Consider the following 19580-nt stretch of genomic DNA (forward strand, 5'->3'; position numbering starts at 1 on the left):
GAGGCCTACCGCAAAAGGCTCAGAGGCCTACTACGTCTTCGGCTTGCAGGCCTTTCTGGCCCTGCACGCAGGCGTATTCCACGCGCTGCCCTTCGACCAGGGTACGATGCCCCTCACCGCGGATCGCCCGATAGTGGACGAACACATCCGCACCACCTTCGCGCTGAATGAAGCCATAACCCTTGGCATCGTTGAACCACTTTACATTCCCAGTCTCACGAGACGACATCTGAACTACTCCGGATTTTTATTGTGAAAATCGCCTTGTAGGCATGGGGTCACCTGCCCCGTACCAACGCCGCTTGCCGAAATATCCTGCAAGTGGCAGGCCGAGTATATGACACAGAACAAAAAAAATTGATGACGGTCCCGCTGTTGGCCGATTTTTGCTGAACTTACGCACATACGGCAGACTAAATAGCTGGATACTCACCTGAACATCACACCCAGGGCACACACCCCATGACCCGTTCCCCCCTGCGCCGCCTGATTTTCGGCGCCCTGCGTCGCCTGTTGTACCTGTGGGTGCGCTCCGAGACCATCAACCAGTCTTCCATGTCATTGAACCTGGACCGTAGCCGGCCAGTGTTCTATGCCCTGCCGTCACCGGCGCTCACCGACCTGGCCGTACTCGACCACGAATGCACCAAAGCGGGGCTGCCGCGCCCGGTGCTGCCGGTAGCGGTCGGGCCACTGCAAGAGCCCGCCGCGTTCTTCTACCTGACCCCCGACCCGGACTGGCTCGGCCGCCAGGACAAGCGCGGTGCCCCGCCCACGCTTGAGCGCCTGGTGGCTGCCATCAGCCAGCATGCCGAGGATGATGCGCAGATCATTCCGGTCAGCGTGTTCTGGGGCCAGACCCCGGCCAGCGAATCCAGCCCATGGAAGCTGCTGTTCGCCGACAGCTGGGCGGTTACCGGGCGCCTGCGTCGGCTGCTGACCGTGCTGATCCTGGGGCGCAAGACCCGGGTGCAGTTCTCCGCGCCAATTCACCTGCGCGAACTGGTGCAGCACAACAAGGGCCACGAGCGCACTGTGCGCATGGCCCAGCGCCTGATGCGCGTGCATTTTCGCAACCTCAAGACCGCTGTCATCGGCCCGGACATCTCGCACCGGCGCAACCTGGTCAAAGGCCTGGTCCACGCCCCACTGGTGCGCCAGGCCATCGCCGACGAGGCGCAGCGCGAAAACCTGCCACTGGCCAAGGCCGAAGCCCAGGCGCTGCGCTACGGCAACGAGATCGCCTCGGACTACACCTACACCGCTATCCGCTTCCTTGAAGTGGTGCTCAGCTGGTTCTGGAACAAGATCTACGACGGCATCAAAGTCAACCACATCGAGCAGGTGCAGGGCATTGCCCCCGGCCACGAGGTGATTTACGTACCGTGCCACCGCAGCCACATCGACTACCTGCTGCTGTCGTACCTGCTGTTCCGCAACGGCCTGACCCCGCCACACGTGGCCGCGGGCATCAACCTCAACATGCCGGTGGTGGGCAACCTGCTACGCCGTGGCGGCGCGTTCTTCATGCGCCGTACGTTCAAGGGCAACCCGCTGTACACCGCAGTGTTCAACGAGTACCTGCACACCCTGTACACAAAGGGTTTCCCGGTCGAGTACTTCGTCGAAGGCGGCCGCTCGCGCACCGGACGCATGCTGCAACCGCGCACCGGGATGCTGGCCATTACCCTGCGCAGCTTCCTGCGCTCGTCACGCACGCCGATCGTGTTCGTGCCGGTGTACATCGGCTACGAGCGCGTGCTCGAAGGCCGTACCTACCTGGGCGAGTTGCGCGGTGCCAGCAAGAAGAAGGAATCGGTGTTCGACATCTTCAAGGTGTTCGGCGCACTCAAGCAGCGCTTTGGCCAGGTCTACGTCAACTTCGGCGAACCCATCCGCCTGGCCGGTTTCCTCGACCAACAGCAGCCCGGCTGGCGTGAACAGGACCACGGCCCGCAATTCCGCCCAGCCTGGCTGAACGCCACCACCACCCGCCTGGGCGAAACCGTGGCCCGCCACCTCAACGAGGCGGCCGCGATCAACCCGGTCAACCTGGTGGCCCTGGCGTTGCTGTCCACCAGCCGCCTGGCCCTGGACGAACGTGCCCTGACCCGCGTGCTCGACCTGTACCTGGCCCTGCTGCGCCAGGTGCCCTACTCGCCGCACACCACCCTGCCCGACGGCGACGGCCAGGCGCTGATCGAGCACGTACGTGGCATGAACCTGGTAGCCGAGCAAAAGGACGCCCTGGGCCGCATCCTGTACCTGGATGAAGGCAACGCGGTACTGATGACCTACTACCGCAACAATGTGCTGCACATCTTTGCCCTGCCGGCGCTGCTGGCCAGCTTCTTCCTCAGCAGCTCGCGCATGAGCCGCGAACTGCTGGGCCAGTATGTGCACGCGTTGTACCCGTACCTGCAGGCCGAGCTGTTCCTGCGCTGGGCGCCAGAGCAGCTGGACGAGGTGATCGACCAGTGGCTGACTGCGCTGGTGGAACAGGGCCTGTTGCGCCAGGACAACGACCTGTACATGCGCCCCGCACCCAGCTCGCGACAGTTCGTGTTGCTGACCCTGCTTGCCCGTACCATCACCCAGACCCTGCAGCGCTTCTACATGGCCACCTCGCTGCTGCTCAACAGCGGGCAAAACAGCCTGAGCGCCGAAGAGCTGGAAGACCTGTGCGTGATGATGGCCCAGCGCCTGTCGATCCTGCACGGCCTGAACGCACCGGAGTTCTTCGACAAGACGCTGTTCCGCCACTTCATCCAGACCCTGGTCCAGCAAGGCGTGCTGCACGCCGATGCACAAGGCAAGCTGGGTTACCACGACAAGCTCGGCGAGCTGGCCGAGGGCGTGGCCAAGCGTGTGCTGTCAGCCGAGCTGCGGCTGTCGATCCGCCAGGTGGCATTGCACCGTGACGATGGGCTGGAAACTTCGACCATCTGAGGCTTTATCCGACGGGAAAATCCGCTAAAGTCCCTGGGGTTGGCCACAAGCCAGCGCCAAGGACCACGGAGATTCCATGAAAAAGCTCTTTATGCTGTGTTGCGCATCCCTGCTCGCAGCCTGTTCCAGCCAAACCCCGTCCAACCAGGCCAGCCTGGATGGCGAAGTCTTCTACCTGCAGCGCATTGCCCTGCCACCTGCCGCCACCCTGAGCGTGGAGCTGCAGGATGTGTCGCTGATGGACGCCCCGGCGGTGACCCTGGCGCGCCAGGCCGGCCCGGTCAAAGGCAACGTGCCGCTGCCGTTCCACCTCACCTACGACCCCACCCAGGTCAAGCCCGGCCACCGCTATGCGGTGAGCGCACGCATCGAGCTGGACGGCAAGCTGCTGTTCATCAACACCGAACACCACGGCGTCATGCTGGATGGCAGTGACCCGCAACCGGTGCGCGTCAAGGTCGACCAGGTTCGCTGATACCCGCATTTACCCGTTTACAAGGAAAGCTTCATGATCCGCACCTCCCTGCGCTTCACCACCCTGTGCGCCGGCCTGCTGCTGTCGGCCAGCGCCCTGGCCCTGTCGCTGGGCGACCTGAGCCAGAAGGACGCCACCGGCGGCCTGAAAGATGCCCTGACCCAAGGCGCACAACTCGCCGTCAAGCAACTGAGCACCCCGGGTGGTTTCAGCAACAACCCGGACGTGCGCATCGAGCTGCCGGGTAACCTCGGTAAAGCGGCCAAGGCGATGAAGATGTTCGGCAAGGGTGAGCAGGTCGAGGCCCTGGAAACCAGCATGAACAAGGCCGCCGAAGCTGCCGTGCCGCAAGCCCAGGCGATACTGGTGGATGCCGTGAAGAACATGAGCGTTACCGATGCCAAGGGCATCCTCAGCGGCGGTGACGACTCGGCTACCCAGTACCTGAACAAGAGCAGCCGCGAGCAGATCCGCGCCAAGTTCCTGCCGATCGTCAAGCAGGCCACCGACAAGGTCGGCCTGGCCCAGCAGTACAACAACTTTGCCGGCCAGGCAGTGGCACTGGGCGTGGTTGACGCCAAGAGCGCCAGCATCGAGAACTATGTGACCGAAAAGGCGCTGGATGGCCTGTTCGAGATGATTGGCAAGCAAGAGCAGAGCATTCGCCAGAACCCGGCTGAAGCGGCTACCAGCCTGGCCAAGAAGGTATTCGGCGCCCTGTGATGGCCCTGGGGGCTGCTTTGCAGCCCATCGCGACGCAAGGCCGCTCCCACATCGATCGGCGTATGCAGGACCTTTGTGGGAGCGGCCTTGTGTCGTGATAGGAGGGCAAAGCCCTCCCCTGCGGTGTTCAGCCCTTCTTCACCCTGAACCACGCCGCATACAACGCCGGCAGGAACAGCAGCGTCAGCACCGTGGCCACGATCAACCCACCCATGATCGCCACCGCCATCGGCCCGTAGAACACGCTACGTGATAACGGGATCATCGCCAGCACCGCGGCCAGCGCAGTCAGCACGATCGGCCGGAAGCGCCGCACCGTGGCCTCGATGATTGCCTGCCAACGTTCCATCCCCGCCGCGATATCCTGCTCGATCTGGTCCACCAGGATCACCGAGTTGCGCATGATCATCCCCGCCAGGGCAATGGTGCCGAGCATGGCGACAAAGCCGAACGGCTGGCGGAACACCAACAGGAACAGGGTTACACCAATCAGCCCCAGCGGCGCGGTGAGGAACACCATTACCGTGCGCGAGAAGCTGCGCAGCTGAATCATCAGCAAGCTCAGCACCACCACCACGAACAACGGCATACCGGCATTCACCGACTTCTGCCCACGCTCGGAGTCTTCTACGGTACCGCCCACCTCCAGCAGGTAGCCGTCGGGCAGCTTGGCGCGGATCTCCTGCAGGGTCGGCAAAATCTGCTTCACCAACGTCGCCGGCTGCTCCTTGTCATAGATATCGGCACGCACGGTCACGGTCGGCAAGCGGTTGCGGTGCCAGATGATGCCCTCTTCAAAGCCGTACTCCAGGGTCGCCACCTGCGACAACGCCACGCTCTGGCCGTTGTCGGTGGGTAGCGCCAGGCTGCCGAGGTTGCCCAGCTCGCTGCGCTCCTTCTGCGTGCCACGCAGCAGGATCTCGATCAGCTCGTTGTCCTCGCGGTACTGGCTGACCGTGGTACCGGTCAGCGAGCTTTGCAGGAAGCTGGACAGGTGCGCGGTGCTTACACCCAAGGCACGGGCACGGTCCTGGTCGATCTCCAGGAACACCGCCTTGCTCGGTTCTTCCCAATCCAGGTGCACATTTACCACATGCGGGTTCTGGCGCACCTTGTCGGCCACTTCACGGGCCAATGCACGGGCCTTCTCGATATGCTCGCCAGTCACCCGGAACTGCACCGGGTAGCCCACGGGCGGGCCGTTTTCCAGGCGGGTAACCCGCGCGCGCAGGTCAGGGAACTGCTGGTCCACGGTGCTGATCAGCCAGCTGCGCAGGCGCTCACGGTCTTCCATCGACTTGGCCAGCACCACGAACTGGGCAAAGCTGGCCGCCGGCAGTTGCTGGTCCAGCGGCAGGTAGAAGCGCGGTGAACCAGTGCCAACGTAGGCCACATAGTTGTCGATGCCTTCCTGCTGCTTGAGCAGCGCCTCCAGTTGCTTGACCCGCTCGGCGGTATTGGCCAGCGAGGCGCCTTCGGCCAGCTTCAGGTCGACCATCAGCTCCGGGCGCCCGGAGGCCGGGAAGAACTGCTGGGGCACGAAGCGGAACAGCAGGATGCTGCCGACAAAGGCGGCAATGGTCAGCAGGATCACCGTCTTGCGCCGCCGCACACACCACTCCACCACCCGTCGCACGCGCTGGTAGAACGGTGTGGCGTAAGGGTCTGGCGCGTGGCCGTCCTTGCCATGGCGCGCGGCATGCAGCTTGGCCAGGTCCGGCAGCAGGCGCTCGCCCAGATAAGGCACGAACACCACGGCCGCCACCCACGAAGTCAGCAAGGCAATGGTCACCACCTGGAAGATCGAGCGGGTGTACTCACCGGTGCTGGAGGCCGCCGTGGCTATGGGCAAGAAGCCCGCCGCGGTGATCAGGGTACCGGTGAGCATCGGGAAGGCCGTGCTGCTCCAGGCATAACTGGCCGCTTTGAGGCGGTCGTAGCCCTGCTCCATCTTGATCGCCATCATTTCCACGGCAATGATCGCGTCGTCCACCAGCAGGCCCAGCGCCAGCACCAGCGCACCCAGGGAGATCTTGTGCAGGCCGATGCCGAAGTAATGCATGGCGGCGAAGGCCATGGCCAGCACCAGCGGGATGGCCAGCGCCACCACCAGGCCGGTGCGCAGGCCCAGGGAGAAGAAGCTTACCAGCAGCACGATGACCAGCGCCTCGACCAGCACCTGGACGAACTCGCCCACGCCGGCCTTGACCGCCGCCGGCTGGTCCGAAACCTTGCGCAGCTCCATGCCGGCCGGCAGGTTACGCGCCAGGCGTTCGAACTGGCCCTCCAGGGCCTTGCCCAGCACCAGAATATCGCCGCCGTCCTTCATCGACACGGCCAGGCCTATGGCATCCTCGCCCATGAAGCGCATGCGCGGTGCGGGTGGGTCGTTGAAGCCGCGGTGCACCTCGGCCACATCGCCTATGCGGAAAGTGCGGTCACCGACGCGAATGGGGAACTGGCGAATCTGCTCGACGCTGTCGAAGCGCCCGCTCACCCGCAGTTGCAGGCGCTCGCTGGGCGTCTCGAAGAAGCCGGCGGTGCTTACCGCGTTCTGCTCCCGCAGGGCCTGCTGCACAGCCTCCAGCGGCACGCCAAGGGTGGCCAGCTTGAGGTTGGACAGCTCGATCCAGACCTTCTCGTCCTGCAGGCCGATCAGCTCGACCTTGCCCACGTCCTTGACCCGCTGCAACTGGATCTGGATACGGTCGGCGTAGTCCTTGAGCACCGCATAGTCGAAGCCCTCGCCGGTCAGCGCATAAATGTTGCCGAAGGTGGTGCCGAACTCGTCGTTGAAGAACGGGCCCTGGATTTCCGGCGGCAAGGTGTGGCGGATGTCCGCGACCTTCTTGCGGATCTGGTACCACAGCTCGGGAATGTCCTTGGAATGCAGCGAGTCGCGGGCCATGAAAGTGACTTGCGATTCGCCAGGGCGGGAGAACGAGACAATCCTCTCGTACTCGCCGGTTTCCATCAGCTTCTTCTCGATACGTTCAGTGACCTGGCGCGACACTTCCTCGGCAGTAGCACCTGGCCACAGGGTGCGGATGACCATGGCCTTGAAGGTGAACGGCGGGTCCTCGCTCTGGCCCAGCTTGGTGTAGGACATGGCGCCGATGGCCGCCAGCAGGATCATCAGGAACAGGACGATCTGGCGGTTGCGCAGCGCCCAGGCAGAAAGGTTGAAACCCATCGGGACTTACTCCTTGGCCGTCAGGTTCACTACACGGTTGGTGCGGTCCACGGGGCGTACCTCCTGGCCCTCGCGCAGCACATGGCCACCGGCGGCGACCACCCAGTCGCCTGGGGCGAGGCCTTCAAGTACCGGCACGCTGTCGCTGCCATAGGCCCCCAGGCGCACCTGCGCCCGCTCCAGGCGGCTGTCCTTGTTGACCCGCCAAACGTAGGCCTGGCCGTTCTCCGCAGTAACCGCGGACAGCGGCACCGCCAACGGGATCTGCCCTTCGTGGGCGATGAACACCCGGGCGCTCTGGCCCAGCTCTGCAGGCGTGGCGGCCGAGGTAAAGGCGATGCGTGCGGCGAAAGTGCGCGAGCGCGGGTCGGCGGCCGGTGACAGCTCGCGGATGCGCCCCTGGAAGTGCTCCTGCGGGTGCGACCACAGCTCCACGCTCACCGGCTGGCCCACGGCAAAACGGGAAAATTGCTGCTCTGGCAGGCCGATGGCCACCTCGCGCTCGCCATCAGCGGCGAGGGTGAACACGGTCTGCCCGGCGGCAACCACCTGGCCCACCTCGACCTGGCGCTTAGCGATCACCCCGGCCTGCGGTGCGCGCAGCACGGCATATTCGGCCTGGTTGCCGGCCACATCGAACTCGGCCTTGGCCTGCTTGAGGCGGGCCAGGCCTGCCCGGTAGAGGTTTTCTGCATTGTCGTACTGGGAGTGGCTGACCATCTGCCGGTCCAGCAGCTTCTGGTAACGATCGCGCTCGGCGCGTACCAGCGACAGGTTGGCCTCCGCGGCTGCCAGCTGGGCACGGTTGGCTTCCAGTTGCAGGCGCACGTCTTGCGGGTCCAGTTCGGCCAAAGGCTGGTCGGCCTTGACCCGCTGCCCCTCCTCGACCAGGCGCTTGCTGACCTTGCCGCCTATACGGAAGGCCAGCTCTGGCTCGAAGCGCGCCCGCACTTCACCGGGGTAACTGTCGGCAGCGGCTCCGGCCGGCTGCGGTTGCACCACCAGCGCCGGGCGCGGCGCAGCAGGTGGGGCGGCTTCCTGGCCGCACGCCGCCAGAAGCAGAACCGCGGCGGCGGGCAAGGCGATGGACAAGGCATGGCGCAACATGATGAATCCTTTCGCGGAGGGCACTTCGAATATTTGTACTGACGGGTATATTAAGTCAGGCGAGCTGTGGCGGGAAGGGTGTGGCAGGTGGTTTTTGCAGGGTAGGGCCGAGCCGTGTGAGGGCGGGCATCCTGGTAAACAATACGACGCAGTTCTCGGCAGCGGCTCGAAGGCTGACGCCTGACCCGTTAAGATGGGCGATTCTTCAACCAGATGCAGACCACAATGTCCAACGACGCACCCATCGGCCCGGGCCGGCCGAAGGACCTGGCCAAGCGCGAGGCGATTCTCGAAGCGGCCAAGTCGCTGTTCTTAAGCCTTGGCTACGCCAACACCAGCATGGATGCGGTCGCTGCGGCGGCAGGTGTTTCAAAGCTCACCGTGTACAGCCACTTCACCGACAAGCAGACGCTGTTCTGCTCGGCGGTCATGGCCACTTGTCAGCTGCAACTGCCCGACCTGCTGTTCGAGTACCCCGAAGGCGCGCCGATAGAAGAGGTACTGCTGACCATCGCCCGTGGCTTCCAGGCGCTGATCAGCAGTGACGAGGCGGTCAAGCTCAGCCGCCTGATCATGGCCCAGGGCAGCATGGACCCGAGCTTTGGCGAGTACTTCTACGAGGCCGGGCCCAAGCGCGTGCTGGCCGGGATGGAAGCGCTGCTGCGCGGGGCGGATGAGCGCGGGTTACTGCGTATCGACAACCCGCTGCGGGCGGCGGAGCACTTTTTCTGCCTGGTCAAGGGTGCACCGGATTACCGGTTGTTGCTGGGTTGTGCGGGGCCGCTGGAAGGGGATGAGGCAGAAGCGCATGTGCGCGAGGTGGTGGGAGTGTTCTTGCGGGCATTCCAGCCCTGAGGCAGATGCGGTCCTTTGTGGGCATGCCCGCGAAGAATTCCACGTGGTGGATGGCACCGGCTTCGCCGGTGTTCGCGGGTAAGCTCTAGGCGCAAGGGGCGCGAATACGGATATCACCTGATCGAATAATGACTCTCAGTGCTTAAGCGTCTCGACCCATATAATCTCCGACTCTTAACTTGGCAATTAAACAAGGGCACTTCGAGCTCTGTATACTTCCTCATCAATATAATTACCTGTGAAATCAAGGTAGTTCTTCGACGCAGCACGGGCTCTGGGCCACGTCGCCGATTTTCCAGACGCGGGCTGCTTTGGTTTAGACGAGGCGCCCATAGATTTGATGGCTTCAAATCTTCGCTCGAAGTCGGCCCAATCTTCTGAGGTCATAGTATCATGCCGAGGCTTTTCCTTACGGGTGCTATATTTTTCCAGCAGTTTCAACTGTTGATCAGTCTCAGAATTAGAAAGCAGCTCAAATGGATTGCTACTCTCACCCACCTGTGCAGCGTTTGCGATAACGCTACTGGAACGGCCACCTTGATCCGTGCTCACTTCCGATACTGGCATGCCAGTATTCGCAACCTTTGGCGCCTTGGGTTTCATACCGAACAGTCTTCTGAAGAATTTTCCGATTCCCCAGAAGTGCCCGGTCGGGTCAGTACGATTAGTGGGATCTCCCGCACAATACACATACGCATTAAAACCACCCGCCCCAAACGGGCTCCAACTGTCCGGGCTGCAAAACCGCATCATGACCGGACTGAACTGCCTGTAGCCATTCCCTAGGTGATAATGCCCGGTGATCGCATCCTGCCGCTCGCCATTGAAGGCAAGCAAGGACAGCAAACCGCTCCTTTGAATGTGATGTCCATAGGGAGAATAAGCCTGCGACTCAGCAGCTACTCCCTCATACATAGACAATACCGAGCGCTGCTGGTCGCACGCCACCAGCGTGATAGGTAAGCCCGGGGTTTTGTGGTTATTCTGAGCCAGTATCAGGTCATTTGCCTGAAGGAAACGCCAGCAGGCATCGCCATTAATCTCAGTAGAGATCTTGCCGTTGCAGTAAAAAAACTGGCGGCCATTTTGATTGGTATCGGGAAGAGGCGGCATGAACATTAACCTTGATGAGGATTAAATGTTCGATATGTTCGCTCCCCCAGCTAAAAAATTTCTACTGGCAGAAATGACAGGTCAGCCGAGCGCGGTCATTGTAGGAGCGGGTTTACCCGCGAAGAAGCAGACGCGGTGGATGGCACCGGCTTTGCCGGTGTTCGCGGCTAAAGCCGCTCCTACAATGACCGTACTAGCCGGACCGGTTGGGGCAGGTCAGGCCTTCAGTGCCTTCTTCGGGTAAATGTCATACCGGCTCGACTTGCCTTCCAGGCTATGGCTCGGCTTGGGCCCGTCGATGATCGGCGCCTTGCGCGGGCGCTTCACCACTACCCGGTGGCTGGCCAGTGCCAGGGCGGCTGCGAGCAGCGCCGGGGCATCCAGGTCATCGCCCACCAAAGGCCGGAATACGCGCATTTCCTTCTTCACCAGCGCGCTCTTGTCGCGGTGCGGGAACATCGGGTCGAGGTAGATCACCTGCGGCGCCTCGCCTTCCCAGGCGCGCATGCGCTCGATGGCATTACCGGTCAGCAGGCGCATGCGCCCGACAATCGGCCCCACCTCTTCATCCACACGGGCGCGCGCCAAGCCATCCTCCAGCAGTGCGGCAATCAACGGCTGGCGCTCGATCAGGGTCATCTGGCAGCCCAGGCTGGCCAGCACGAACGCGTCTTTGCCCAGCCCCGCCGTGGCATCCAGCACCTGCGGCCGCACGCCTTGGGCGATACCCACGGCCTTGGCGATCATCTGCCCGTTGCCACCACCAAACTGGCGCCGATGCGCTGCCTGGCCTTCGACGAAGTCCACCCGCACCGGCCCCGGAGCCTGCGGGCCCAACTGCTGGATCTGCAAGCCATCAACGCCCACCTGCACGGCAAACCCGGCGGCCTCGTCCTGCAACGGCAGCGCCAGGCGCTCGGCCCACGCGGCAGCCTGCTCCTCGAATTCAGCCGACAGCGCCTCGACCCGGATACCTGTGCCCTGCTCTTCCATCATTCACACCTAGAAATTGAACCCAGCCATTAATGTATCGGCCGCCGCGGCCGATACAGGCAATATCCCGCTATTCTGCCAGAGCACAACGCGCGCGACTGCCATGTCAGATACTCTTCCCATCGGCTTGACCTACCTGTCGCCTGTCGGCCACTACGGTCAGCACAACACCCAGGCACTCGGGGGCGTCAGCCACCTGTGGCAGGATTTCTTTGCCCGGGCGATGGCCGAGCAGCAGGAAGAGCCGATAGACAGCGTCAGCCAGTCGTTCGTGCAGTACGACCAGGACAGCGGCGAACCGATCGGCGGCGCCCGCGCGCTGGCCATGATCGACGCCCAGCGCGCCTGCCCGGTGCAGGACACCGTGGTAGCACCGCCCGAGCCGCTGTTCCTGCCCAAGGCCGAGCTTGAGGCCAAGCTACTGCCGCCTGCCCCCGAACCGTTCAGCGCCATCGAACTGATCGAGCAGCAGCGCCAGCTCGACATCAGCAACAGTTGGCTGCGCCCGGTGGTGATGAGCCAGGGCCAGCCGATTGCCGAGCCCGGCCCAGGCCCTACCCCACGCTCGCTGTTCCTGCCCATTGCCGAGTTCGAGACCAACCTGCTGGACCCGGCCCCGGAACCGTTCGACGACGCCACCCTGGCCAAGCAGCAGAACGACCTGGAGTTCGATATCCACTGGGCGCGCCCGGTGGTGCTGAACAACGTGCGCGCCTACGCCTGAGGCTAACGGCAGACCTGCCAGCGCCCCATGTCCAGATGAAAGTGGTTGTGGTGCGCGGCGTTGTAGTCCGGCCCCAGTACCGTGCTGAAGCTCTCGCAAGCCGCCTGCTGCACCTGGCGCAGGAATTCCGCCTTGTGCCCGCCCGCCTGCCAGTCACGCGCCAGCACGATGCGCTGGCCGTCCTGCAGGCGAAAACCGCTGATGTCCAAGGCGTTGGCCGTGGCGTGCTGGCTCAAACGGCCCTGCTTGCGGTGGTAGACATTGCGGCAGGCAAAGCTGCCCAGGTGATCGACCTGCGTCACCGGCTGGCCCAGCACCCGTTGTGCGACAGGTTGCAAGCCATGGTTCTCGAACAGCGCATAAGCCACTGCCAGTGGGCAACTGGCCAGGAAGCTGCTGCTGAGGCGCACCTGGCCACCTTCGATGCGCCATACATTTTGCAGCGGGCAGTTGGCCGAGGCCGGGCTGTCGGCCTGCGCCCGGTAGCGTAGCTGGCTGGTTTCAAGTGCCTGGCGGCACAACACCGGGTCATCGCGAAGGCGCGACAGCTTGTAAGCAGTTAGCAAGTTGGGCGGTTGGCGCACATCCAATGGCGCCCAAGGGTTCCACACCGCAGGCAAGCGCCAGCCGAAGTGCCAGGCCAGGCCGGCCAGTAACAGCAGGCTGGCCAGCAGCGCCAGCGCGGCCCGCATCAGCGGCGGAACAGGTCGTTGAGCTGGGCAAATGGCAGCGCCTGCTCGCCATAGCCGAACGTGCCCTCATCTCGAATTTCCAGCGCGGCCCGGTAAAAGGCCCCGAGTGCCGCACGGGCCAGCGACGAACCGACGCTGATGCGGCGCACGCCCAGGTCCTGCAACTGGTTGACGCTCAGCGGCACACCCGCCATGCCCATCAGCACATTCACCGGGCGCGGTGCCACAGCCTGCACCACCGCACGGACTTCCTCGACGGTGCGCAGCCCGGGGGCATAAAGCACATCGGCACCCGCCTCGGCATAGGCTTGCAGGCGCAGGATGGTGTCGTCCAGGTCCATGCGCCCGTGCAGCAGGTTTTCTGCCCGGGCGCACAAGGTGAACGGGAATGGCAGGCTACGGGCGGCCTGCACGGCGGCGCGCACGCGCTCCACAGCCAGGCCGAAGTCATGGATGGGCGCATCACTGCGGCCACTGGCATCTTCAATAGAGCCGCCCACCAGGCCGATCTCGGCAGCACGCCGTATGGTCTGCGCGCAGTCTTCCGGCAGGTCGCCGAAACCGTTCTCCAGGTCGGCGGCCACCGGCAACGGGGTGGCATCCACGATCTCGCCGGCATTGTCCAGGGTATCGTCCAGGCTCAAGGCACCTTCGGCGTCCGGGCGGCCCAGGCTGAAGGCCAGGCCAGCACTGGTAGTGGCCAGCGCCTCGAAGCCCAGGCTGGCCAGCAACTTGGCGGAACCGGCATCCCATGGGTTGGGGATAACGAACGCACCGTCACGCTCATGCAGGGCCTTGAAGGCTTCGGCTCGCAGGGTTTGCACATCCATGGTCTAAACCTCCGGCAGGTCAGGGAAAGGTCAGAGTAGCCCCAGTTGTTCGACCTCGGGGGCGCGTGGCAATTCCGCCAGAGGTGCCAGGCCCGGCATGCGCGCCATCAGCCGCAGGTGGAAACACTGGGCCAAGGCTGCTGCCAGGCGGTTGTCCGAGGTGTGCAGGAAGATGTAAGGGCTACGGCCTTCTTCGATCCAGCCGGCCACCTTGTCCACCCACGGCGTAAGGAAGGCCTCGTTGGCCTGCAGTTGCGGATGGCCGATGAAACGCACCTGCGGATGCTGGCTGAAGGCTGTAGGGCGCGGGGGCACCTTGGGCTTCTTCGACTGGGCGTGCAGCACCGCAGTATCGCGTGAGGTGCAACTGAACAAGGCACGCGGGTCGAGGCATATGCGTTCCACGCCGCGCTCCAACAGCAGCCGGTTGAGCACTCGCTCCTCTTCACCCTTGGCAAAGAATGCCGGGTTGCGCACCTCTACCGCCACCGGCACGCTGATCTCGTCGAGGAAGTGACAAAGCTCGCCCAAACGTGCGGGGCCGAACTGGGCCGACAACTGCAGCCAGTACGGCGATACGCGCCGGCCCAGCGGGGCCATCAGGCGGGTGAAGTCGAAGGCAGGCTCAAGCTGATCGCGCAGGTCGCCTTCGTGGCTGATGTCGCGTGGGAACTTGGCGGTAAAGCGGAAGTGTTCGGGCATCACCTGCGCCCAGCGGGCAATGGTGCCGGGGGCGGGGCGTGCATAGAAGGTGGTGTTGCCCTCGACGGCGTTGAACACCTGGCTGTAGAAGCCAAGCATCTGGTTGGTGGTGGCGTCGGTGGGGTACAGGTAGTCGCGCCAGGCGTTTTCACTCCATGACGGGCAACCGAGAAAGTAAGGCAGTGGTGATGGACTCATCCACTAAATGTACAGGTCGAGCCCCAGTACTTCCATGTCCCAGTCGGTAAAACCGGCGGTGCTCAGGTAGCTGGCCAATGCGGTGGCGGTGCGCCGGTCACGGGCGCGGGGGAAGATCATGTCCTGCTGGCGGGCTGGCAGGCCACCGCTGCGACGGCGGGCGGTGGCTTCCTGCGGGGCGGCTTCGGCCTCCTCGATCAGCTCGGCATCGTCGATGGCCTCGTCACGCAGCGCTGCCTTGCGCGGGGTGCGCTTGATCGGGTAGGACTGCGATGAGAAACCGTCGATACGCATGGCATGAGCACTCAGGACCAATGATGGCAATTTAGCAGCATCAGGGTTCCGTCGCTAATGCTTAAGTGATAACTGGACCACAGATCGCACAGAAGGTTTTAGTGTCGCCGACGCTAACCGACGAACAGCACTTAGTGCTTCTTCGGCGTAGCCACATTATCGCGCAGATATACCGGTTGCGCCTGCTCGGCGGCGATTGCCTCGCCACGCGCCCAGGCGAAGCTGGCCAAGCTGAGTACGTCCAAGGCGTTTGGCAAGGCGCTGGCATTACTCGCCGCCACCTGCACCGCCAGGCGCTCGGCATAGCCCCAACCAGTACCGGCCCCGAACCACTCGCCATTACTACCTTCGGGTAGTGCTACCTGCTCGGGCGGCAATACTGCTTCGCGACCTACCAGGCGCATTTCGCCGGCTGTGGCCTGGTAGCAGCCCCAATACACTTCATCCATGCGCGCATCGATGGCGGCCGCCACCTGCTGCACGCCGTGCTCGCGCAACGCACCCTGGGCCAGTGCTGCCAGGTTGGACACTGGCAGCACCGGGCGCTCCAGGGCGAAGGCCAGGCCCTGGACCACGCCGATGGCGATACGCACGCCGGTGAACGCGCCAGGGCCACGGCCAAAGGCAATGGCATCCAGCGCATTCAGCGCCACGCCAGACTCGGCCAGCAACTGCTTGATCATCGGCAGCAGCTTCTGGGCATGCATGCGCGGGATCACCTCGTAATGGCTGGTTACCTTGCCGTCATGCAGCAGCGCAACGGAACAGGCTTCGGTGGCGGTATCCAGGGCCAGCAGGGTGGTCATCGAACGGGTATCCAGGTGCGAAGGAAAAAGAGCGGCATTATAGAGCAGCGACGGCGTTGTGTCCCGAAGGGGCCGCTGCGCGGCCCATCGCGACACAAGGCCGCTCCTACAAGGACCGCGCCGGACTGCGTTTTACAGCAGCCGCAAACAACAACGGCCCGCAAGCGGGCCGTTGTCGAGGTGCGCCAGGCGCTGGATCAGCTCAGGGCTGCCAGGACCTTGGCAGTGATGGCTTCAACCGAGCCAACGCCTTCGATGTGGCTGTACTTCGGCTTGCCGGCATTGGCAGCCGACAGCTTCTGGTAGAAGTCCACCAGCGGCTTGGTCTGGCTGTGGTAGACCGACAGGCGATGGCGAACGGTTTCTTCCTTGTCGTCGTCGCGCTGGATCAGGTCTTCGCCAGTCTCGTCGTCCTTGCCTTCCACTTTCGGCGGGTTGTACTGAATGTGGTAGGTGCGGCCCGAGGCCAGGTGCACGCGGCGGCCAGCCATACGGCCGACGATTTCTTCGTCGTCCACGGCAATTTCGACCACGGCGTCGATATCGACACCGGCAGCAACCATGGCTTCAGCTTGCGGGATGGTGCGTGGGAAGCCGTCGAACAGGCAGCCGTTGGCGCAATCCGGCTGGGCGATGCGCTCCTTGACCAGGCTGATGATCAGCTCGTCGGAGACCAGCTGGCCGGCATCCATGACTTTCTTCAGTTCCAGGCCCAGCGGGGTGCCGGCCTTGACGGCGGCACGCAGCATGTCACCGGTGGAAATCTGGGGGATACCGAACTTTTCGGTGATGAACTTTGCCTGAGTACCTTTACCGGCCCCGGGAGCTCCCAGCAGAATTACGCGCATCTCGTGCTCCTCAAATTTTTTTATGAAATTCAATGGATTCGGCGACCAGGGCCAAGTCCGGAAAATCGGGTATGACCATAAATCGGTCAGAAGGCTGCTCAAGATACACAGCGCTCGGCAGCCAGACAAGCGTCCCAAAGTTGCAGGAATGCGCCACTTGCGGCTGACCGGGCAGGCGGTTGCGCCAGGCGCAACCACCCTCCCCGCCCACTTGCGGGGCCTGCACAGCACAGCAGCGGGCGGCCCCTTGCACTCCCTCAGCCGGTATTACGCAAGCCAGCGGCAATACCCGCCACAGTCACCAGCAAGGCCTGCTCCAACGGGCTGTCCAGAGCGGCTTCGCGGCTGCGCGAGCGGGCCAGCAACTCGGCCTGCAAACGGTGCAGCGGGTCCAGGTAGGTGTTGCGCAGGCTGATGAATTCCAGCGTCTCGGGGCTGTGCGCCAGTAGCACCGGTTGCCCGGTCAGGCCCAGCACCACCTGGCAGGACTGCGACAATAGGTCGCGCAGGTGCGCACCTAAAGGAAGCAAGTGCGGTTGCACTAGACGTTCGTCGTAGGCCTCGGCGATCTGCGCATCGGCCTTGGCCAGCACCATCTCCAGCATGTCGATGCGGGTGCGGAAGAACGGCCATTGCTCGCGCATCTGCGCCAGCAATGCGCCTTGGCCACGGGCCAGGGCATTGTTCAACGCCGTTTCCCAGCCCAGCCAGGCCGGCAGCATCAGGCGGGTCTGTGTCCAGCCGAAGATCCACGGGATGGCCCGCAGGCTTTCGATGCCACCGGCGCGGCGCTTGGCCGGGCGGCTGCCCAGCGGCAGGCGCCCCAGTTCCTGCTCCGGCGTCGACTGGCGGAAGTATTCGACAAAATCGGGGTTCTCCCGTACTACGCTGCGGTAGGCCTTGACGCCATCGGCGGCCAACTGGTCCATCACCTCGCGCCAGGCCGGCTGCGGTGGCGGAGGTGGCAACAAGGTGGCTTCAAGCACGGCGGCCAGGTACAGGTTGAGGTTCTGCTCGGCGATGCCTGGCAAACCGAACTTGAAGCGGATCATCTCGCCCTGCTCGGTGGTTCGGAAGCGGCCCGCCACCGACCCCGGTGGCTGCGACAGGATCGCCGCATGAGCAGGGCCACCACCGCGCCCGACTGTGCCGCCACGGCCGTGGAACAGCAACAGCTCGACCTGGTGCTCGGCGCAGATGCGCACCAGGTTCTCCTGCGCCCGGTACTGCGCCCAGGCCGCCGCCGTGGTGCCAGCGTCCTTGGCCGAGTCGGAGTAGCCGATCATCACTTCCTGCGGGCCGCGCAGGCCTGCGCGGTAGCCTGGCAGGCCAAGCAGGCGCTGCATCACCGGGCCAGCGTTGTCCAGGTCGGCCAAGGTTTCGAACAGCGGCACCACGCGCATGGGGCGGGTCAGGCCGGCCTCCTTGAGCAGCAACTGCACCGCCAGCACATCCGAGGCGGCACCGGCCATGGAGATGACATAGGAGCCCAACGAGGCGGCAGGTGCGGCGGCAATTTCCCGGCAGGTGGCCAGCACTTCGGCGGTATCTGCCTGCGGTTTGAAGTGCGCGGGCAGCAGCGGCCGGCGGTTCTTCAGCTCGGCCTGGAGGAAGTCTATGCGGCGCTCTTCATCCCAATCGGCATAGCGCCCCAGGCCCAGGTAGTCGGTGATCTCGGTCAGCGCATCACGGTGGCGGGCGGCGTCCTGGCGCACGTCCAGGCGCCCCAGGAACAGGCCAAAGGTAACGGCGCGGCGCAGGCAGTCGAGCAGCGGGCCCTCGGCGATCACGCCCATGCCGCATTCGTGCAGTGACTGGTAGCACAGCTCCAACGGTGCAATCAGGTCGCGGTTATCCACCAGCACTTCGGCGCTGGCCGCCTGGCTGCTGGCCAGCGCCGAATGCGCCCAGGCCCGCGTCGCCCGCAAGCGGTCGCGCAGTTGCTTGAGCACGGCGCGGTACGGTTCGGCACTGGTGCCGACCCGTTCGCGCAGGGCGTCGTTGGCTTGTTGCATGGACAACTCGGCGGCCAGCGCATCGATGTCGCGCAGGAACAGGTCGGCAGCCATCCAGCGCGCCAACAACAGGACTTCGCGGGTGACGGTGGCGGTTACGTTAGGGTTGCCGTCACGGTCACCGCCCATCCACGAGGCGAAGCGGATGGGCGCGGCCTCCAGCGGCAGGCGCAGGCCGGTGGCCTCCAGCAGGGCCTTGTCGACTTTGCGCAGGTGGCTGGGGATGGCCTGCCACAGCGAATGCTCGATCACCGCAAAGCCCCACTTGGCTTCATCCACCGGCGTCGGCCGGGTGCGGCGGATTTCTTCGGTGTGCCAGGCCTCGGCGATCAGCCGGCGCAAACGCTCGCGCACCTGCTGGCGCTCGGCCGGGGTCAGGTCACGGTGGTCCTGGGCGGCCAGCTGGCCGGCGATGGCGTCGTACTTCTGGATCAAGGTGCGGCGGGCCACCTCGGTGGGGTGTGCGGTGAGCACCAGCTGGATATCGAGTTTGGCCAGTTGCCGGGCCAGGGCATCGTTGCTGTGGCCGGCCTGTTTCAGGCGCGCTAGCAGCTCGGGCAGTACCCGCGCCTCGAAAGGTTCAGGCTGGCCGGCGTCGCGGCGGCGAATCAACTGGTACTGCTCGGCCATGTTGGCCAGGTTGAGGAACTGGTTGAAGGCCCTGGCGACTGGCAGCAAGTCTTCTTCGGCCAGGTCTGCCAAGGTCGAGCTCAGTTGCTCGCCAGCGCCGCGGCGGTCGGCCTTGGCACTGTGGCGGATGTCCTCGATCTTCTGCAGGAACGCCTCGCCATGCTGCTGGCGAATGGTTTCGCCAAGCAGCTCACCCAACACATGGACATCTTCACGCAAACGCACATCGATATCGGTCATTGGCCCCTCTCTCCGTTGCATCCCTTCCAGGTTCCACGCGATCCCTGTAGGCGCGGGTTCACCCGCGAACACCGGCGCAGCCGGTGCCCGGCACCGCGTTGGTTTCTTCGCGGGTGAACCCGCTCCTACAACAGGTGAGTGCGCGGTACATGGCCCAAGAGTGCCCACAGCCGGGCAGCGATGGCAAGCCGTG

At 64.1% G+C, this 19580-nt stretch carries 17 protein-coding genes; 5 read left to right on the top strand and 12 right to left on the bottom strand.

The genetic code is table 11. From position 1 onward, the window contains the following. Positions 1–19 precede the first annotated feature (19 nt). On the bottom strand, positions 20–229 hold the full coding sequence (locus ABE456_RS13565; protein WP_003252255.1) for a cold-shock protein: 210 nt from the start codon (positions 227–229) through the stop codon (positions 20–22). Between the two features lie 233 nt (positions 230–462). On the opposite strand from ABE456_RS13565, the gene plsB reads away from it, so the two are divergent. The 3 genes from plsB to ABE456_RS13580 all read left to right on the top strand — a co-directional run bounded on the left by plsB (position 463) and on the right by ABE456_RS13580 (position 4147). Then, positions 463–2949, top strand: a complete 2487-nt coding sequence (gene plsB, locus ABE456_RS13570; RefSeq protein WP_346644362.1) for a glycerol-3-phosphate 1-O-acyltransferase PlsB — start codon at positions 463–465, stop codon at positions 2947–2949. A 76-nt stretch (positions 2950–3025) separates the two neighbouring features. Then, positions 3026–3424, top strand: a complete 399-nt coding sequence (locus ABE456_RS13575; RefSeq protein ID WP_346644363.1) for a YbaY family lipoprotein — start codon at positions 3026–3028, stop codon at positions 3422–3424. 33 nt (positions 3425–3457) lie between these two features. Further along, on the top strand, positions 3458–4147 hold the full coding sequence (locus ABE456_RS13580) for a DUF4197 domain-containing protein (protein WP_346644364.1): 690 nt from the start codon (positions 3458–3460) through the stop codon (positions 4145–4147). A 127-nt stretch (positions 4148–4274) separates the two neighbouring features. On the opposite strand, the gene ABE456_RS13585 is transcribed toward ABE456_RS13580, so the two are convergent. Then, positions 4275–7340: an efflux RND transporter permease subunit gene (locus tag ABE456_RS13585; RefSeq protein WP_346644365.1), complete on the bottom strand. Its 3066-nt coding sequence runs from the start codon at positions 7338–7340 to the stop codon at positions 4275–4277. 6 nt (positions 7341–7346) lie between these two features. Then, entirely contained in the window at positions 7347–8447 is a 1101-nt protein-coding gene (locus tag ABE456_RS13590; protein ID WP_346644366.1) for an efflux RND transporter periplasmic adaptor subunit, read from the bottom strand. Between the two features lie 213 nt (positions 8448–8660). Here ABE456_RS13590 and ABE456_RS13595 point away from each other — a divergent pair, with 213 nt between their 5' ends. Then, positions 8661–9302, top strand: a complete 642-nt coding sequence (locus ABE456_RS13595) for a TetR/AcrR family transcriptional regulator (protein WP_346644367.1) — start codon at positions 8661–8663, stop codon at positions 9300–9302. A 186-nt stretch (positions 9303–9488) separates the two neighbouring features. Here ABE456_RS13595 and ABE456_RS13600 read toward each other — a convergent pair whose 3' ends face one another. Together ABE456_RS13600 and ABE456_RS13605 are read right to left on the bottom strand one after the other, a co-directional pair. Continuing rightward, entirely contained in the window at positions 9489–10415 is a 927-nt protein-coding gene (locus ABE456_RS13600) for an RHS repeat-associated core domain-containing protein (RefSeq protein ID WP_346644368.1), read from the bottom strand. A 216-nt stretch (positions 10416–10631) separates the two neighbouring features. Then, entirely contained in the window at positions 10632–11408 is a 777-nt protein-coding gene (locus ABE456_RS13605; RefSeq protein WP_346644369.1) for a class I SAM-dependent methyltransferase, read from the bottom strand. A gap of 103 nt (positions 11409–11511) precedes the next feature. On the opposite strand from ABE456_RS13605, the gene ABE456_RS13610 reads away from it, so the two are divergent. After that, positions 11512–12132: an energy transducer TonB gene (locus ABE456_RS13610; RefSeq protein WP_346644370.1), complete on the top strand. Its 621-nt coding sequence runs from the start codon at positions 11512–11514 to the stop codon at positions 12130–12132. A gap of 2 nt (positions 12133–12134) precedes the next feature. Here ABE456_RS13610 and ABE456_RS13615 read toward each other — a convergent pair whose 3' ends face one another. From ABE456_RS13615 to ppc, 7 genes are all read right to left on the bottom strand, one after another. Beyond that, the gene (locus ABE456_RS13615; protein WP_346644371.1) at positions 12135–12824 is read right to left on the bottom strand and encodes an extensin family protein; all 690 of its coding nucleotides are present in this window, start codon (positions 12822–12824) and stop codon (positions 12135–12137) included. Next, complete coding sequence (locus ABE456_RS13620; protein WP_346644372.1) at positions 12824–13654, bottom strand: isocitrate lyase/phosphoenolpyruvate mutase family protein; 831 nt, start codon at positions 13652–13654, stop codon at positions 12824–12826. Before ABE456_RS13620 ends, ABE456_RS13615 begins: the two co-directional genes overlap by 1 nt. Positions 13655–13684: 30 nt before the next feature. Next, complete coding sequence (locus ABE456_RS13625) at positions 13685–14554, bottom strand: DUF72 domain-containing protein (RefSeq protein ID WP_346644373.1); 870 nt, start codon at positions 14552–14554, stop codon at positions 13685–13687. A 3-nt stretch (positions 14555–14557) separates the two neighbouring features. Next, positions 14558–14848 carry a hypothetical protein gene (locus tag ABE456_RS13630; RefSeq protein ID WP_346644374.1) on the bottom strand — a complete coding sequence of 97 codons (291 nt, stop codon included), beginning with the start codon at positions 14846–14848 and terminating at the stop codon, positions 14558–14560. Between the two features lie 131 nt (positions 14849–14979). Continuing rightward, on the bottom strand, positions 14980–15654 hold the full coding sequence (gene tsaB / locus ABE456_RS13635; RefSeq protein WP_346644375.1) for a tRNA (adenosine(37)-N6)-threonylcarbamoyltransferase complex dimerization subunit type 1 TsaB: 675 nt from the start codon (positions 15652–15654) through the stop codon (positions 14980–14982). Positions 15655–15851: 197 nt separating this feature from the next. Beyond that, positions 15852–16502, bottom strand: a complete 651-nt coding sequence (gene adk, locus ABE456_RS13640) for an adenylate kinase (RefSeq protein WP_016712963.1) — start codon at positions 16500–16502, stop codon at positions 15852–15854. A gap of 257 nt (positions 16503–16759) precedes the next feature. Next, positions 16760–19387, bottom strand: coding sequence for a phosphoenolpyruvate carboxylase (ppc, locus tag ABE456_RS13645; protein ID WP_346644376.1), 2628 nt, complete (start codon positions 19385–19387; stop codon positions 16760–16762). Positions 19388–19580 lie beyond the last annotated feature (193 nt).

The organism is Pseudomonas sp. TWI929, from assembly GCF_039673335.1.
Taxonomy (GTDB): Bacteria; Pseudomonadota; Gammaproteobacteria; order Pseudomonadales; family Pseudomonadaceae; genus Aquipseudomonas.

Bases quoted from the DNA above. Each gene is read 5' to 3' on its own strand.
- ABE456_RS13580 (WP_346644364.1), top strand. From the start codon at position 3,458: ATGATCCGCACCTCCCTGCGCTTCACCACCCTGTGCGCCGGCCTGCTG.
- ABE456_RS13605 (WP_346644369.1), bottom strand. From the start codon at position 11,408: ATGGAAGAGCAGGGCACAGGTATCCGGGTCGAGGCGCTGTCGGCTGAA.
- ABE456_RS13575 (WP_346644363.1), top strand. From the start codon at position 3,026: ATGAAAAAGCTCTTTATGCTGTGTTGCGCATCCCTGCTCGCAGCCTGT.
- ABE456_RS13615 (WP_346644371.1), bottom strand. From the start codon at position 12,824: ATGCGGGCCGCGCTGGCGCTGCTGGCCAGCCTGCTGTTACTGGCCGGC.
- plsB (WP_346644362.1), top strand. From the start codon at position 463: ATGACCCGTTCCCCCCTGCGCCGCCTGATTTTCGGCGCCCTGCGTCGC.
- ABE456_RS13595 (WP_346644367.1), top strand. From the start codon at position 8,661: ATGCAGACCACAATGTCCAACGACGCACCCATCGGCCCGGGCCGGCCG.
- ABE456_RS13590 (WP_346644366.1), bottom strand. From the start codon at position 8,447: ATGTTGCGCCATGCCTTGTCCATCGCCTTGCCCGCCGCCGCGGTTCTG.
- ABE456_RS13625 (WP_346644373.1), bottom strand. From the start codon at position 14,554: ATGAGTCCATCACCACTGCCTTACTTTCTCGGTTGCCCGTCATGGAGT.
- ABE456_RS13600 (WP_346644368.1), bottom strand. From the start codon at position 10,415: ATGCCGCCTCTTCCCGATACCAATCAAAATGGCCGCCAGTTTTTTTAC.
- ABE456_RS13565 (WP_003252255.1), bottom strand. From the start codon at position 229: ATGTCGTCTCGTGAGACTGGGAATGTAAAGTGGTTCAACGATGCCAAG.
- tsaB (WP_346644375.1), bottom strand. From the start codon at position 15,654: ATGACCACCCTGCTGGCCCTGGATACCGCCACCGAAGCCTGTTCCGTT.
- ppc (WP_346644376.1), bottom strand. From the start codon at position 19,387: ATGACCGATATCGATGTGCGTTTGCGTGAAGATGTCCATGTGTTGGGT.
- ABE456_RS13620 (WP_346644372.1), bottom strand. From the start codon at position 13,654: ATGGATGTGCAAACCCTGCGAGCCGAAGCCTTCAAGGCCCTGCATGAG.
- ABE456_RS13585 (WP_346644365.1), bottom strand. From the start codon at position 7,340: ATGGGTTTCAACCTTTCTGCCTGGGCGCTGCGCAACCGCCAGATCGTC.
- adk (WP_016712963.1), bottom strand. From the start codon at position 16,502: ATGCGCGTAATTCTGCTGGGAGCTCCCGGGGCCGGTAAAGGTACTCAG.
- ABE456_RS13630 (WP_346644374.1), bottom strand. From the start codon at position 14,848: ATGCGTATCGACGGTTTCTCATCGCAGTCCTACCCGATCAAGCGCACC.
- ABE456_RS13610 (WP_346644370.1), top strand. From the start codon at position 11,512: ATGTCAGATACTCTTCCCATCGGCTTGACCTACCTGTCGCCTGTCGGC.